The sequence below is a fragment of the Stenotrophomonas sp. YJH_SMC_25 genome, assembly GCF_059369595.1.
In genome coordinates this window covers 60,029-74,688 of the sequence record NZ_JCAFSV010000006.1, presented here as the reverse complement: position 1 = coordinate 74,688, position 14,660 = coordinate 60,029, and the positions used below count along the sequence as shown (strand labels likewise).

Genomic DNA, 14,660 nt, shown 5'->3' with positions numbered 1-14,660 from the left:
TCACCGCAATCCCACCCACAAAAAAGGGACGGGGCGCTTCGGCCCCGTCCCCGCAAGTACCGCCACCGGAGAAAACGGTCAGCTGCGTCGGGCGCAATACACCGCACGCGGCGGCAGCTGGAGTTCATTGCCCTGCACCGTGCCCGCATCCGGGCCCGGTACCGCCACCTGCTGCCAGTTGCCCGGCGGCAGCGGATGACTCACCGCCTCGGCCGACAGGTTGAAGGCCAGCAGGAGGGTTTCATCTGCAAGCATACGCTCGAACAGCAGCACTGGCTCGGCGCTTTCGATGAACCGGATGCTGCCATGCAGGAGCGCCGGCTGGCTACGCCGCCAGGCCAGGAAGGCGCGGAACGCCGCCAGGACCGAGTGCGGGTCGCGCTCCTGCACGGCCACCGCCGCCGCCCGGTGCTCGGCCGGGATCGGCAGCCAGGGCGTGCCGGAGGTAAAGCCAGCCAGCGGAGCGTCGGTCCACGGCAGCGGGGTGCGGCAACCGTCGCGGCCCTTGAAATTCGGCCAGAAGGTGATGCCATACGGGTCCTGCAGCGCCTCGAACGGCACCTCGGCCTCGGCCAGGCCCAGCTCCTCGCCCTGGTACAGGCACACCGAGCCGCGCAGCGAGCACAGCATCACCACCAGCATCCGCGCCAGGCGCGGATCGGCCGGATAGCCGCCCCAGCGGCTGACCGCGCGTTCCACATCGTGATTCGAAACCGCCCAGCACGGCCAGCCTTCGGTCATCGCCGCTTCCAGCCGCGAAACCGTGTCGCGGATGTAGGCCGCGCTGTAGTCGTCCACCAGCAGCTCGAAGCTGTAGCCCATGTGCAGGCGGCCGTCCTGGGTGTACTCGGCGGTGGTGGCCAGCGAGTCTTCCGACGAGATCTCGCCCAGGCTCACCGCGCCCGGATACTCATCCAGCAGCGCGCGCAGCTGCTCCAGGAATGGCAGGTTCTCCGGTTGGGTGTTGTTGTAGAAGTGGTACTGGTAGGCGTACGGGTTGTCCGGACTGAAGCCGCGGCCCACGCGCTTGTCCGCCGGCTTGGGCGGGTTATCGCGCAGCTGCGCGTCGTGGAAGCAGAAGTTGATCGCATCCAGGCGGAAGCCGTCCACGCCGCGGTCCAGCCAGAACCGCACATTGTCCAGGGTGGCCTGCTGCACGTCCGGGTTGTGGAAGTTCAGGTCCGGCTGGTCGACCAGGAAGTTGTGCAGGTAGTACTGCTCACGGCGCGGTTCCCACTGCCAGGCGCCGCCGCCGAACAGCGACAGCCAGTTGTTGGGCGGGGTGCCGTCCTCGCGCGGGTCGGCCCAGACGTACCAGTCGGCCTTCGGATTGCTGCGGTCCTGGCGGCTCTCGCGGAACCAGGCGTGCTCGATCGAGGTATGGCTCAACACCTGGTCGATCATCACCTTCAGGCCCAGGTCGTGCGCCTTGGCCAGCAGGCGGTCGAAGTCGTCCAGGCTGCCGAACAGCGGGTCGACGTCGCGATAGTCGGCGATGTCGTAGCCGAAGTCGGCCATCGGCGACTTGAAGAACGGCGAGATCCAGATCGCGTCCACGCCCAGCGCGGCAATATGGTCCAGGCGCTGGATGATGCCCGGCAGGTCGCCCACGCCATCGCCGTTGGCATCGAGGTAGCTGCGCGGGTAGATCTGGTAGATGACGGCTCCGCGCCACCATGGATAGTGCGACATCGACAGCCCCCCTCCGGGCATGCGGGACCCGCCAGAAGCGGGCCGAAATCCTGTTCCGGCAAGCTTAGCGGCGGCCTCGCGGGCATGGCGCAACCTGCATACGTATTCACGCAGGCGGCAGCGTTTGCGGGGCCGGGAACGCCGGCCAGCCCCGTTTGCGCCCGAATTCACGGCCAGCGCCTATAATCGGTGGTGAGCCTGAAAGCCTGATCGCATGACCATCACCGAAGACACCCGTCCCGCCCTGGGCCTGCCCCAGATCCAGTCGCTTGCCGCGGCCGACATGGCCGCCGTCGACGCCCTGATCCGGCGCCGGCTGTCTTCGGACGTCGTGCTGATCAACCAGATTGCCGACCACATCATTTCCGCCGGCGGCAAGCGCCTGCGCCCGATGCTGGTGATGCTGGCCGGCCACGCGGTCGGCCAGGCCGGTCCGGAGCACCACCAGTTGGCGGCGATCATCGAGTTCATCCATACCTCGACCCTGCTGCACGATGACGTGGTGGACGAATCCAGCCTGCGCCGTGGCCGCAGCACCGCCAACGCGCTGTGGGGCAACGCGCCCAGCGTGCTGGTCGGCGACTTCCTGTACTCGCGCAGCTTCCAGCTGATGGTCGAGCTGGAGCGCATGCCGGTGATGCAGATCCTGGCCGACGCCACCAACCGCATCGCCGAGGGTGAAGTGCTGCAGCTGCTGCACGTGCACAACCCGGATACCGACGAAGCCGCCTACCTGCGCGTGATCGAGCGCAAGACCGCGGTGCTGTTCGCCGCCGGCACCCGCCTGGGTGCGCTGGCCAGCGGCGTGGACGAAGCCACCCAGCAGGCCCTGTTCGACTACGGCATGCACCTGGGCTACGCGTTCCAGATCGCCGACGACGTGCTGGACTACTCGGCCAATGCCGAGGAACTGGGCAAGAACCTGGGCGACGACCTCGCCGAGGGCAAGGCCACGCTGCCGCTGATCCACGCGATGGCCCACTCCGACGACGCCACCCGCGAACGCCTGCGCACCATCGTGCAGGACGGCGACGCTTCGGCGATGCCGGAAGTGCTGGCCGCGATCCGTGCTACCGGCGGCCTGGAGTACAGCCGCGCGCGTGCCGAGGAATATGCCGAAGCCGCCGAGCGTGCGCTCGATGGTCTGGGCGACAACGACGCCGTGGCGGCCCTGCGTGGCCTGGCGCGTTACGCGGTGCAGCGTTCGCATTGATGGGTTGAGGTATGCCGACCAACGGTCGGCACCCACCCACCGGCATTCCGGTGGGTGCCGACCGTTGGTCGGCACGGGAACGCCCGCATTGACCGCATCCGGTAGTGCCGGCCGCTGGCCGGCATTCCCGATGACATCCGCAGCATCATGAGGTTGCCGGCCAGCGGCCGGCACTACCGCTGCGCGGATCAACGTTTCTCGAAGCGCTCCTCGAAGAACTCATCCAGCGCCTTCCACGCGCGCTTGGCCGCCCGCTCGTTGTACTGGCACCCCGGCGGGCTGTTGGCATCGCGCTCGGCGAAGCAGTGCACCGCCCCGCTGTAGTTGGTGAACTCCCAGTCGACCTTGGCCGCGTTCATTTCCCTCTGGAAACCGGCGATATCCTCGGCGGTCACGCTCCTGTCGTCGGCACCATTGAGCACCAGCACCGAAGGGTGACTGCCACCGGCCTGCGCCGGCAGCGGTGAACCCAACCCACCGTGCAGGCTGACCACACCGGCCAACGGCGCACCGGCACGGGCCAGTTCCAGCACCGTGGTGCCGCCAAAGCAGAAGCCCACCGCACCGATCCGGCTGGCATCGAGCGGCACCCTGCCGGCCTGCGCCTTGAGCACGTTCACCGCTTCCAGCGCACGTGCCCGCAGCAACGGCCGGTCGTTGCGCAGCTTGGTCGCCACCGGCCCGGCCTCGGCATCGGTCTTCGGCCGCACGCCCTTGCCGTACACATCGGCCACCAGCACCACGTAATCATCGCCCGCCAGCTGCTTGGCCTTCTCGATGGCCGACTCGTTCACACCCTTCCAGTTCGGCACCATCACCAGGCCAGGGCGCTTGTCGTTGTCGCCGTCGTCATAGACCAGCACGCCACTGAAAGTCGTGCCCTGGTGTTTCCACTCCACCGGCTGCGTCTTCATTGCCGCCCACGCCGGCATCGCCGCCAGGCCGAGCACCATCGCCACACCACAACGCCATCGGTTCATGCGCCTGCTCCGCGAGAAAAAGGGGACGGAGGGGATTAAGCCGTATTCGCCCCTCCCGCGTCGCATTCTGCATTGGCGACGTGACGCAGGTGTGGTTGGATACGACTTAATCCCCTCCGTCCCCTTTTTCGCATGAACCTTGTTGACCGCTTTCTGTCTGGCCTGATCCCACGCCTGCCCGCCGACGATGCCCCGCAATGGGCTCACGTCCAGGGCGCCAGCGCAGAAGACCTGCAGCGCCTGCGCATGCAATGGCCGCAGGTGCCTGACAGCCTGGTGGAACTGTTGTCCCGCGTCGATGGCACCCACTTCCGCGAGTACCCCGGCGGCGGGGTCTGCGTGCTGATGCTCGGGTCGGACGTGGAAGACGGCGGCTATCCGTACTACCTGCGCTCGGTCGCGCAGATCTTCGAGGACCAGCAGCAATGGGACGACAGCATCCGTTCCATCTACGAAGAGTGGCTGGATGACGAGCCGGAGATTCTGGGTGAAGGCATCGACGCGGATCTGCCGATGAACCGCCGCCTGTGCTTCTCGCACTGCATGAACAACGGCGGCACGTCGATGCTTTACCTGGATTTCAACCCCGCACCGGGCGGCACGGTCGGCCAGGTGGTGCGCTACCTGCACGACCCGGACAGCTATGCGGTGATCGCGCCCAGCTTCGATGCGTATCTGCAGCAATTGATCGACGGCGGCTACGCGTTCATCGACGAGGAGCAGTAGATCCACGCCATGCGTGGATGAATTTCTCCGGAGGGTTGCCGGCCAGAATCCCGTTGGGGTCAGAGCCCTTTCCTGCGGAAAGGGATCCGACCCCTCAGGCGATGCCCAACCCCGGAATCGCGCTGATGCTGTCCGGGTCGAATCCGGCCAGCTCGGCGAAATGACGGCCACGCGCCACGTAATCGCGGTACGCACCAAAGCTCGGTGCGCCCGGCGACAGCAGCACCACCCCACCCTGCTCACCCAGCGCAGTACGCGCCAGCACCATCGCCTCGGCAAGATCGCCCGCAGCATGCAGACCGAAGCGACCGGCATCGGCCAGCGGCTGCAGCATGGCGTGGATGCGCGGGCCGTTGCTGCCCATGGTCACGATCTCCACCGGCGGCACGTCGTGCGCCATGTGCTGCATGAAATCGGTCCAGTCCAGGCCACGGTCGTGCCCGCCCACCAGCAGCGCGATGCGCTGGCCGGCGAAGCACTCCAGCGCAGCCAGGCTGGCATGCGGCGTGGTGCTGATCGAATCGTTGACGTAGGTCAGGCCATCGGCCACGCCGATGCGCTGCAGGCGGTTGGGCAGCGGACGGAAGTCCTGCACCGCCGGCGCAAGCGCCGCGGCATCCAGCCCCAGCGCTTCCAGCGCGGCCAGCACCGCACACAGGTTGCCACGGTTGTGGCGGCCCGGCAGCGGCGTGTTGCGGGTATCAAACACGGCCTGCTCACCGCGATGCACGATGTCGCCGCGCATGTGCCAGCCCTGCAGCTGGTTGAACCAGACCACTTCGCTGTCGGGCAGCGACAGCGCGGCCAGGTGCGGATCGGCGGCATTGAGCACGGCGATGCGCGGTGCGGCTTCAGTCACCAGCCGCAGTTTGTCGTCGATGTAACGCTGTTCGCTGCCGTGCCAGTCCAGGTGTTCCGGGAACAGGTTCAGCACCACCGCCACCTGCGGGCGGGCGCCACTGCGTGCCACTTCGCCGGTCTGGTAGCTGGACAGTTCCACCGCCCAGTACTCAGGCGCGGGCTGCGGGTCCAGCACTTCCAGCAGCGGCAGGCCGATGTTGCCGACCAGGCCGGTACGGTGGCCGGCGGCACGCAGCAGGTGCGCGACCAGCGCGGTGGTGGTGCTCTTGCCCTTGGTACCGGTCACGCACACGGTGTCGTGCACGATGCCATCGTCGGCCGCGTGTTCGGCGAACCACAGCGCGGTGCCACCAATGAAGCGGGTGCCCTGCCCTTCCGCCGCCAACGCGATTGGCTGGTAGGGGCTGATGCCGGGAGACTTGATCACCACGTCAAACGCGGCCAGCGCTTCAGCGGAAGGCTCACCACGCACGTCCAGCACGCCCTGCGTTTCCGCACGCGCGGCCTCGACTTCGGCCGCCGGGCAGAACAGGCTCAGCGGCAGCGAGGGCAGGCGCTCACGCAGCACCGCAAACGCGGCGCGGCCCTCACGGCCCCAGCCCCACAGCGCAACGCGCTTTCCTTCAAGCTTCGAAATCTTCACGCACCCGTTCCCACAGCGCAGCCGGAACGCGGTGCTCGCCCTGCAGCTGCAGCAGCGGTGCCAGTTCCAGTTCGGCGGCATCCAGCTGCGGCTGGATCTCGTTGCAGAAGCGCTTCACCAGCACGTCTTCCTTCCACTCCGGGCGTTGCGCCAGGGTCGCCATCGCCGCACGCGATTCGCGGCCTTCGCCCACGCACTCGAACGGCTTGTGGTCCTGGAATTCCAGCAGCGCATCGAAGCCACCGGCCTGCTCGGCATCATCCAGCAGGTTGCGGCCGAAGATGCGCACCAGGCGCGTCTTGGGCATGAACGGGGCCAGTGCCAGGAACACGAAATGGCACTTCGGGCAGACGCCGCACCAGCGGTTCACCGGGCGCTCGCCGAGGATGTGGAAGTTGCGGTTGCAGCTGGAGAAATGCGCGTCGTAGAAGTCACTCTTGGCGAACTGGCGGGCCACCGCCAGCTCGGACATCGGGCGCAGCAGCGAGTAGTACTGCAGGTCCGCCGCCACGTGCTTCTGCACATGGCTGCCGAACGCCTGCTCGCAGGCCCAGCCCTTGGACCACTGATGATTCACTTCGCCGGTGCCTGGAATCTGGCTGCCGTAGCTGGCCGAGCGCTCGTTGGAGAACACCACCTGGTCCACGCCGTGCAGCAACGCGGCCAGCACCATGATCGCCGAGTTCACCACCGTCACCGGGATATGGCCGTTCCATGCGCCCTGGCGATTCAACTCGAACAGTTCAGGTGCCAGCGTGCGGCCCAGGTTCAATGTCGGCAGGCCGGTGCGCTCGGCGCACGCACGGATCAGCTGCGAGCCACCGATCCAGGTCACGGTCTCGTCCACGCCGGCACGGCGCAGCGCTTCGATGCTGACCAGCGAATCCTTGCCGCCGCCGATGGCCACCAGCGCGTGCGGCTGCAGGCCCAGCGACGGCGCCTGCACGGCCTCGCCCTGCACCGGCAACCGGAAGCGGCCGCGCAGGTTCAGGCCATTGCGGTAGGCGAATTCGCCCAGGCCGTTGAGGTAAATGGTCTCCACCAGTGCGGCGGTATCGGCATCGATGCTGTAGCTGTCGATGCTGACCGTCTCCGGCACGCCCGCCTTGTAGTAGCTGACACCGGCGATCAGGTGCAGCAGCTGCAGCGCACGCTGCACGGCGGCGGCACGCGCCTCGTCCAGCACGAAAGGGGCGCCCGGCACGGCGATGGTTTCCACCATCTCCGGGCCGTCATCAAAGGCATAGACCAGCTCGGCCACGCCGGTCTCCGCGGCGAATTCGCAGCGGACGAAGCGGAAGCGGGAAACCTGGTGTTTGTCGAAAGCAGTCATGGTGTATCCGGTCAGGCACGGGCCCGCGCGATGGCGCGCGGCGTGTCGGTGGGCGGGTGCAGGGCGCGCGCGGCGATCATTCGATCACGTCTTCGCGCGGCAGCATCCGCTGGTTGTAGGTGTTGGCCATCGAATAGCCGTAGGCGCCGGCATCGGCGATCAGCATCACGTCGTCCGGCGCAGTCGACACCGGCAGCTTGCGGCGCTTGCCGAACACATCGCTGGATTCGCAGATCGGGCCGACCACATCGAACGCCGCCTCGGCATACCCACCCTGGCGGCTGAGGTTCTCGATGTCGTGCCAGGCGTCGTACAGGGCCGGGCGCATCAGTGCGTTCATGCCGGCATCCAGGCCGACGCGGCGCACGCCGTCCTTTTCCACCACCTGGGTGGCGTGGGTCAGCAGCACGCCGGATTCGGCCACCAGGTAGCGGCCCGGCTCGATCGCCAGGCGGAACGCCGGATGCAGCGCCTTGACCTCGGCCAGGCCCTCGGCCCAGGCATCCAGGTCGAACGGCTCGTCCTCGGCGGAATACGGAATCGGCAGGCCGCCGCCGATGTCGATGGTCTGCACGCTGCCGATGCGGCGGGCGAAACCTGCCAGCTCATCGCACATCAGGCGCCAGTGCTGCGCGGTCTCCACGCCGCTGCCGAGGTGCGCGTGCAGGCCGACCACGCGGCTGCCCAGATCGGTGGCTGCGCGCACGAACTCGTCGACACGGGCGATCGGCAGGCCGAACTTGGACTCCTTGCCACCGGTACGGACCTTGGCGTGGTGGCCTTCGCCACGGCCCAGGTCGACGCGCAGCCACAGCTCGCGGTTGCGGAACAGGTCCGGCCAGCGCTGCAGTGCTTCGACGTTGTCGACCGTCACCGTCACGCCCAGCGCGAATGCGGCTTCGTATTCGCTGCGCGGGCAGAAGCTGGGGGTGAACAGCACGCGCTTGGGCGACAGTTCCGGCAGGTGCTGGAACACGTGCTTCAGCTCGCCATGCGACACGCATTCCAGGCCGAAGCCCTCGGCTTCCAGCAGCTGCAGGATGGCCGGGTGGCTGTTGGCCTTGATCGCGTAGTAGCGCTGGTCGATCGGCTTGATCGCGGCCAGCGCGCGGGCGCGGGCGCCCACGGTCGGCAGGTGGTAGACGTAGCGCGGCGTACCGGCATCGGCCAGCTGCAGCAGGTGCGCACGCTGGCCGCGCCACCACGGCGTGCCACGCGGGCGCACGGTGCCGGCGATCTCGCGCCAGCGCGGGCCGAACACTTCGGTCTCTTCCACCGGCATCGCGCCGCTGTCGATCAGCTCGGCGTGCAGCACCGGCAGCAGGCCATCGGCATCGGCCTCGTCGATGACGAAGGTCAGGTTCAGGTCGTTGGACGACTGCGAGATCATGTGCACGCGCTCGCGGCCGAAGGTCGCCCACACGTCCGACAGCTTGTGCAGCAGCGAACGCATGCCACGGCCCACCAGAGTGATCGCCGCACACGGCACGATCACCTTCACCTTGCAGATCTGCGACAGGTCGGCCGACAGCGCGGCCAGCACATCGGTATTGACCAGGTTCTCGGACGGATCCAGCGACACGGTGACGTTGGTTTCGGCCGAACCGATCAGGTCCACCGACAGGCCGTGCTTCTTGAACAGGTTGAACACATCGGCCAGGAAACCGACCTGCTGCCACATGCCGATGCCTTCCATCGACACCAGCACGATGCCGTTGCGGCGGCTGATCGCCTTCACCCCTGGTACCGGCGCGGCGCTGCCATCGATGCTGGTGCCGGGCAGTTCCGGGCGCTCGGTATCGAGGATGGCCATCGGCACGCCGGCATCGCGGCACGGCTTGATCGAGCGCGGGTGCAGCACCTTGGCGCCGGTGGTGGCGATTTCCTGCGCCTCGTAATAGTCCAGGCGGGTCAGCAAGCGCGCGTCCGGCACATCCTTCGGATTGGCGCTGAACATGCCCGGCACATCGGTCCAGATCTCCACCCGGCTGGCACCCAGCAACGCGCCGAAGTACGCCGCCGAGGTATCCGAGCCGCCGCGGCCGAGGATGGCGGTACCGCCATCGGCGTGCCGCGAGATGAAGCCCTGGGTGATCAGCAGGCGGGTCGGCTGCGCGCGGAAGCGCTGCACCCATTCCGCGTCGGCGCGCCACTGGCAGTTCACCGACAGGCGCTGCGACCAGTCGCTCTGGTTCGGCTGCGGCGGCATCGCGTCCAGCCACTGGCGGGCATCCATCCAGCCCATGTCCAGGCCCGACGCGTGCAGGTAGGCCGCACCCAGGGTGGAGGACAGCAGCTCGCCCTGGCCCAGCACTTCGGCCTGCCAGTCGAGCGGACGGGTGGCTGCACGCGCATCGTCGAGCAGGCCCTGCAGCGCGGCGAGGCGATCGGCCAGCACCTCGCGGCCCAGGCCGAGTTCAACCAGGAAGGCCTCGTGGCGTTCGACCAGCGCCGCCACGCGGTCCCGGCTGTCGGGCGCGCCATCGGCGATCGCGGTCAGTTCGTTGGTGACCCCGGACAGCGCCGACACCACCACCAGCACGCGCGAGCCGGTCTCTTCCGCGCGTTTTTTCGCCAGCTTCCCGATCGTGTCCCAGCGGTGACGACGCGACACCGAGGTGCCGCCGAACTTCAGTACGATCCAACGATCGACAAGGGGGGAAGCTGACATGGATTGGCTATGTAGAATGTGGGGAAGCCGCCCTCGGGGGCGGAACCTTTGATTCTAAGCGCAATATCCCCGTAGATGGCCGTCCTCCGTTACCTGCAGCTCGATGTCTTCGCCCCCCGCCCCGGCACCGGCAACCCGCTGGGCGTCATCCTGGACGCCGACGGGCTCTCCAGCAGCCAGATGCAGGCCCTGGCCGCCTGGCTGAACCTGTCCGAGACGGTGTTCTTCCTGCGCCCCAGCACGCCGGGCGCCGACTACCACATCCGCATCTTCACCCCGACCCGCGAGCTGGCCTTCGCCGGCCACCCCAGCGTCGGCGCCGCCTGGGCGGCGGTGACCTGCGGCCTGGCGCAACCGCACGACGGTGCCCTGCTGCAGCAATGTGCGGCGGGGTTGCTGCCGGTACGGGTCAGCGGCCCGGCCGAGGCACTGCAGATCCAGCTGGCCAGCCCACCGGCGCGGCGACTGGACACAGCGGCCGACGGAGCGCCCGAAGCGCTGCTGGCGCTGGCCGACAGCGGGCACGTGCCCGAACTGTGGGACAACGGCGCACGCTGGTGGCTGTTGCCGCTGCGCGACGCCGCCGCCGTACGCAACCTTGTGCCGGACATGGCCACGCTGGCCGACTGGAGCCTCGCCACCGACGCGACCGGTGTGGCCGTGTTCGCCGACGAGGCCGGCGACGACCACACCCGGGTGGTGCGCGCCTTCTGCCCCGCTGATGCAGCCGCCGTGCCCGAGGATCCAGTGACCGGCAGCGCCAATGCGCTGATCGGTGCCTGGCTGCGCCAGCGCGATGCCCTGCCCGGCCGCGAAGGCCGCTACGCCGCCAGTCAGGGCCGCGAAGTCGGCCGCGATGGTCGCGTGCAGGTGCAGGTCGATGCGCAGGGCACGGTGTGGATCGGCGGCCAGGTGCAGTGCGTGATCGACGGCAGCATCCGCTGGTAGCCCACGGAAAAAAGGGGACGGAGGGAATTAAGTCGCTTATGGCACATGGGGCAAAAGCGACTTAATTCCCTCCGTCCCCTTTTTGGTGCCCCGCGCTACGCTATGCGGCCTGTTTACTGGAGTGCCGCCTGATGTCCACCCGCCGTTTCCTGCAGCTGGACGTGTTCTCCCCGCGCGCCGGCGCTGGCAATCCGCTGGCCGTGGTACTCGATGCCGAGGGCCTGGACGACGCCAGCATGCAGGCCATCGCGCGCTGGACGCGCCTGCCCGAAACCACCTTCGTGTTCCCGCCGCAGGTGCCGGGCGCCAGCTATCGATTGCGCATGTTCAGCCCGCAGAAGGAAGTACCGTTCGCGGGCCATCCCAGCGTCGGTACCGCGCACGCGGTGCTGCAGGCGGGCCTGGCCGCAGCGGTCGACGGCGTGCTGGTGCAGGACGGCATTGCCGGTGCCCTGCCGCTGCGCGTCAGCGGTGAGGGTACGCAGCAGCGCATCGCCATCCGCACCCCGCGCGCGCAGCTGGCCGAAACCGCTGAGGCCACCGATCCGCGCCTGCAGGCCGCGCTGAAGGACTGGCCGCTGGGCACACTGCCGCCGGCACGCATGCAGGGCGGCCGCAGCTGGTGGGTGGTGCAGGTGGCCGACGAGGCCGCATTGCGCGCGCTGCAGCCAGACTGGGATGCAGTGGCCGCACTGGCTGAATCCACCGACAGCATGGGCGTGTTCGCCTATGCCTTCAGCGATGGCAGCGAGGGTTTCGACCTGGCGGTACGTGCCTTCGTCGGCAATGGACGCCGCTTCGAGGACGCCGCCTCGGGTGCGGCCAATGCGGTGCTGGCCGCGTGGCTGGACCTGCGTGACGCGCTGCCGCGTGGACGGACGCCATTTGAAGTCAGCCAGGGCCGCGAAGTCGGCCATGACGCGCGCCTGACCCTGCTGGTCGACCAGGACGGCGAGGTCTGGTCGGGCGGCCAGGTGCAGACGGTGATCAGCGGCACCATCGATTGGTAAACACCATCGAGGTGGAGCCGAAGGCAGCGGCAGGAGCCGCTGCCAACGTCGGACGCGACGGCCCGGAGGGTGGCGGCCAGGAAGGCGGCCATAACGCTGGCCGGCTGTTACCTGGACCTCGACATCATGCGGTTGCCGGCCAGCGGCCGGCACTACCCTCAGCCCAGCTCGGCTTCCAGGCTGATCGGCACCGCGCTCAGCGCCTTGGACACCGGGCAGTTCTGCTTGGCGTCATCGGCAATCGCACGGAACTGCGTCGCGTCGATACCCGGCACCACTGCCTTCACCTTCAGCCGGATCTGCGACAGCTGCGGGCCGCCCTCCAATGACAGATCTACCTTGGCTTCGGTATCCAGCGAGGTCGGGGTAAAGCCGGCTTCGCCGAGCTTGGCCGACAGCGCCATGGTGAAGCAACCGGCGTGCGCAGCAGCGATGAGCTCTTCCGGATTGGTGCCCTTTTCGTCGCCGAAACGGCTGTTGAAGCCGTAGCGTGTCTTGTCCAGCAGCCCGCTCTGCGGCGTGCTCAGCTGCCCCTTGCCCGACTTCAGATCGCCTTCCCAGTGCGCGGTAGCGTGTCGCGAGATTCCCATGTGCTGCTCCTGCGTGACGGTGATGAACGGTCACCCTCGCACGGGAGGCGTTAGCCCTGCGTCGCTCCGCCGCACGCCGCAGGTCGCCTTCCGAACCCGGCGCGTGGACACTTTCTCACCAGCCGGAAACGCATTTTTCTCTTGTTTTCAGTGGTTTCGCGCATTCCGCCGATGGGCGGGCGTGGGCCGTAGCGCGCGTTGCCACACCCCCGTCCCCCACGGCGCGCCATGTACTGAATCGGCCTGGATATGAAAAAACATGCACTTTCCGCGCTTCGGGCTATTGGCGGCGCCCAAGAGTTGCCCTACATTGCGCTTGCCGACGGGGTTCGGCGCCGACCAAACAACCAACCGTTCACGGAACAGGAAACCATGGCAAAGACCGCTAAGAAGGCTGCCCCGAAGAAGGCAGTGAAGAAAGTCGCGACGAAGGCAGCCGCCAAGCCGGCCGCTCCGAAGCCGATCAAGGAAGTGCTGACCAAGTCCGGCCTGGTTGCACACATCGCTGAAGCCTCCGGCGTCGTCGCCAAGGACGTCCGCGCTGTGCTGGCCTCGCTGGAAAGCGCCGTTGCCTCCTCGGTGCACAAGAAGGGCGCTGGCTCCTTCACCCTGCCGGGCCTGCTGAAGATCACCACCGTCAATGTGCCGGCCAAGCCGAAGCGCAAGGGCATCAACCCGTTCACCAAGGAAGAGCAGTGGTTCGCTGCCAAGCCGGCCACCACCAAGCTGAAGGTGCGTCCGCTGAAGAAGCTGAAGGACGCCGCGCTGTAAGCGCGCGCCCCAACGCGGATTCCGACGGGACGGCTCTGGCCGTCCCGTTTTCTTTTGCACGTTCCCGGCAGCAGGTCCACGCCACGCGTGGATGCGCTGCCCCGGGGCATCCGCAACACAGCGTTGCCGCATACTGGAAAATCCCCGTTCAAGCCCGTCGCCATTAGCCAGGCGCGGCCTGGGCAGGCCCTGGAACGTACCGGGTGGAACACTGCGTGCAGCCCCGGCCATCGCCGCCGGGCACGGCCTTGCCTAAGGTGGGCACATCCTCCACAGCTACGGCGAGCATCCCCTCATGGCCAGCCCCTCCACCCGCTACCGGATCTCGGTGACCCCCATCGAAAAGGACGGGTTGCAGTGCACCGGGCGCTGCACCATCGAACTGGAACATCGCGCCAGCCGCGACCTGATGCGCCTGCTGGAAGCGGCGCCACGCACCGCTGGCATCAGCGGTGATGAACGCGCGACCCTGGTGATCGCCACCCAGCTGCTGCGCGACATCGTGCAGCGCCACGCAGAGACCGATGGACATGCGTTGGCCGCCATTGCCGGGCAGGTGCTGCCGGCACTGGATGCGCTGGAGCAGTTGCCCTCCTCCCGCTGATTCCCGCGCAGCCGATACACTGTCTCCCCCACATCGCCTCGGGGAGGAGGCATGCGCAGGACGCTTTTCCTGATCGCGCCCCTGGCGCTGCTCGGCTGCTCCAGGCCTGCGGCAGCGCCCGATGTTGCGCCAGCGCCGGCTGTCGCCAGCGCCGGAACGCAGGGCATCGCCGGCACCGAAGCGGCGTCCCTGCAGACACCGGCGATCGATCCGCTGTTCGCTGCAGTCGCTGCCGACGCCCAACCACCATCGGTGATGCTCAACCGCTACGTGATCGCGCTGCTCAACCGCAACCGCAGCGCCAGCGACGCGGCATGGGCGATTCCACCGGCCGACCCGCACCGCGCAGATGACGCTGCCATACGCCAGCTGCAGGGCGTGCGTACGCTGCGGCTGGACAGCGAGCCCCCGGTGGCACGCGACGGCCAGCATCCTCCCAAGCTGCTGGAGGTGCCGGTGCGGATCCGCGCGGTCACCACCCAAGGCACCTTCCGCTTCGGCGGCTGGTACCGCGTGCAGCCCAGTGCTGATGGCCGCGGCTGGCAGATCCAGTCGGCGCAACTGCGGCCAACGCTGGACTGAACCATTGCAGCGGCATGCACGCGCGATTCAGCCGTC

General features: G+C 67.9%; 13 protein-coding genes. 7 read left to right on the top strand and 6 right to left on the bottom strand.

The features are described from left to right. Positions 1-78 precede the first annotated feature (78 nt). Positions 79-1,692: an alpha-glucosidase gene (locus tag AC5P7E_RS10010; protein WP_114618518.1), complete on the bottom strand. Its 1,614-nt coding sequence runs from the start codon at positions 1,690-1,692 to the stop codon at positions 79-81. Between the two features lie 214 nt (positions 1,693-1,906). Here AC5P7E_RS10010 and AC5P7E_RS10005 point away from each other — a divergent pair, with 214 nt between their 5' ends. Next, the gene (locus AC5P7E_RS10005) at positions 1,907-2,905 is read left to right on the top strand and encodes a polyprenyl synthetase family protein (RefSeq protein WP_005408451.1); all 999 of its coding nucleotides are present in this window, start codon (positions 1,907-1,909) and stop codon (positions 2,903-2,905) included. Between the two features lie 188 nt (positions 2,906-3,093). Here AC5P7E_RS10005 and AC5P7E_RS10000 read toward each other — a convergent pair whose 3' ends face one another. Next, entirely contained in the window at positions 3,094-3,885 is a 792-nt protein-coding gene (locus AC5P7E_RS10000) for a dienelactone hydrolase family protein (protein ID WP_049459141.1), read from the bottom strand. Between the two features lie 132 nt (positions 3,886-4,017). Between AC5P7E_RS10000 and AC5P7E_RS09995 the strand changes: the two genes are divergently transcribed. Continuing rightward, positions 4,018-4,611: an SMI1/KNR4 family protein gene (locus AC5P7E_RS09995; RefSeq protein WP_012479376.1), complete on the top strand. Its 594-nt coding sequence runs from the start codon at positions 4,018-4,020 to the stop codon at positions 4,609-4,611. Positions 4,612-4,705: 94 nt separating this feature from the next. On the opposite strand, the gene murD is transcribed toward AC5P7E_RS09995, so the two are convergent. The 3 genes from murD to AC5P7E_RS09980 form a co-directional block, all read right to left on the bottom strand. Continuing rightward, a complete protein-coding gene (gene murD / locus AC5P7E_RS09990) occupies positions 4,706-6,115 on the bottom strand; it encodes a UDP-N-acetylmuramoyl-L-alanine--D-glutamate ligase (protein WP_114618517.1) in 1,410 nt (469 codons plus the stop codon). After that, complete coding sequence (gene murL / locus AC5P7E_RS09985) at positions 6,096-7,448, bottom strand: UDP-N-acetyl-alpha-D-muramoyl-L-alanyl-L-glutamate epimerase (protein ID WP_114618516.1); 1,353 nt, start codon at positions 7,446-7,448, stop codon at positions 6,096-6,098. The genes murD and murL overlap by 20 nt, the downstream gene beginning before the upstream one ends. 76 nt (positions 7,449-7,524) lie before the next feature. Continuing rightward, entirely contained in the window at positions 7,525-10,119 is a 2,595-nt protein-coding gene (locus tag AC5P7E_RS09980) for a bifunctional aspartate kinase/diaminopimelate decarboxylase (protein WP_329761744.1), read from the bottom strand. Between the two features lie 75 nt (positions 10,120-10,194). Between AC5P7E_RS09980 and AC5P7E_RS09975 the strand changes: the two genes are divergently transcribed. Next, positions 10,195-11,067: a PhzF family phenazine biosynthesis protein gene (locus AC5P7E_RS09975; RefSeq protein WP_114618515.1), complete on the top strand. Its 873-nt coding sequence runs from the start codon at positions 10,195-10,197 to the stop codon at positions 11,065-11,067. A gap of 131 nt (positions 11,068-11,198) precedes the next feature. Further along, entirely contained in the window at positions 11,199-12,077 is an 879-nt protein-coding gene (locus AC5P7E_RS09970; protein ID WP_114618514.1) for a PhzF family phenazine biosynthesis protein, read from the top strand. 158 nt (positions 12,078-12,235) lie between these two features. On the opposite strand, the gene AC5P7E_RS09965 is transcribed toward AC5P7E_RS09970, so the two are convergent. Continuing rightward, positions 12,236-12,667 (bottom strand): OsmC family protein, encoded by a 432-nt coding sequence (locus AC5P7E_RS09965; RefSeq protein WP_005408443.1) that lies wholly within the window; start codon positions 12,665-12,667, stop codon positions 12,236-12,238. Positions 12,668-13,039: 372 nt separating this feature from the next. Between AC5P7E_RS09965 and AC5P7E_RS09960 the strand changes: the two genes are divergently transcribed. The 3 genes from AC5P7E_RS09960 to AC5P7E_RS09950 all read left to right on the top strand — a co-directional run bounded on the left by AC5P7E_RS09960 (position 13,040) and on the right by AC5P7E_RS09950 (position 14,624). After that, on the top strand, positions 13,040-13,438 hold the full coding sequence (locus AC5P7E_RS09960) for an HU family DNA-binding protein (protein WP_005408442.1): 399 nt from the start codon (positions 13,040-13,042) through the stop codon (positions 13,436-13,438). Between the two features lie 295 nt (positions 13,439-13,733). Continuing rightward, entirely contained in the window at positions 13,734-14,042 is a 309-nt protein-coding gene (locus tag AC5P7E_RS09955; RefSeq protein ID WP_005408441.1) for a DUF3861 family protein, read from the top strand. A gap of 51 nt (positions 14,043-14,093) precedes the next feature. Next, a complete protein-coding gene (locus AC5P7E_RS09950; RefSeq protein ID WP_005408440.1) occupies positions 14,094-14,624 on the top strand; it encodes a hypothetical protein in 531 nt (176 codons plus the stop codon). The last annotated feature ends 36 nt before the right edge of the window (positions 14,625-14,660 follow it).

Excerpts from the sequence above, each read along its gene's own strand:
- AC5P7E_RS10010 (WP_114618518.1), bottom strand. The coding sequence starts at position 1,692 with ATGTCGCACTATCCATGGTGGCGCGGAGCCGTCATCTACCAGATCTAC.
- AC5P7E_RS10005 (WP_005408451.1), top strand. The coding sequence starts at position 1,907 with ATGACCATCACCGAAGACACCCGTCCCGCCCTGGGCCTGCCCCAGATC.
- AC5P7E_RS10000 (WP_049459141.1), bottom strand. The coding sequence starts at position 3,885 with ATGAACCGATGGCGTTGTGGTGTGGCGATGGTGCTCGGCCTGGCGGCG.
- AC5P7E_RS09995 (WP_012479376.1), top strand. The coding sequence starts at position 4,018 with ATGAACCTTGTTGACCGCTTTCTGTCTGGCCTGATCCCACGCCTGCCC.
- murL (WP_114618516.1), bottom strand. The coding sequence starts at position 7,448 with ATGACTGCTTTCGACAAACACCAGGTTTCCCGCTTCCGCTTCGTCCGC.
- AC5P7E_RS09980 (WP_329761744.1), bottom strand. The coding sequence starts at position 10,119 with ATGTCAGCTTCCCCCCTTGTCGATCGTTGGATCGTACTGAAGTTCGGC.
- AC5P7E_RS09975 (WP_114618515.1), top strand. The coding sequence starts at position 10,195 with ATGGCCGTCCTCCGTTACCTGCAGCTCGATGTCTTCGCCCCCCGCCCC.
- AC5P7E_RS09970 (WP_114618514.1), top strand. The coding sequence starts at position 11,199 with ATGTCCACCCGCCGTTTCCTGCAGCTGGACGTGTTCTCCCCGCGCGCC.
- AC5P7E_RS09965 (WP_005408443.1), bottom strand. The coding sequence starts at position 12,667 with ATGGGAATCTCGCGACACGCTACCGCGCACTGGGAAGGCGATCTGAAG.
- AC5P7E_RS09960 (WP_005408442.1), top strand. The coding sequence starts at position 13,040 with ATGGCAAAGACCGCTAAGAAGGCTGCCCCGAAGAAGGCAGTGAAGAAA.
- AC5P7E_RS09955 (WP_005408441.1), top strand. The coding sequence starts at position 13,734 with ATGGCCAGCCCCTCCACCCGCTACCGGATCTCGGTGACCCCCATCGAA.
- AC5P7E_RS09950 (WP_005408440.1), top strand. The coding sequence starts at position 14,094 with ATGCGCAGGACGCTTTTCCTGATCGCGCCCCTGGCGCTGCTCGGCTGC.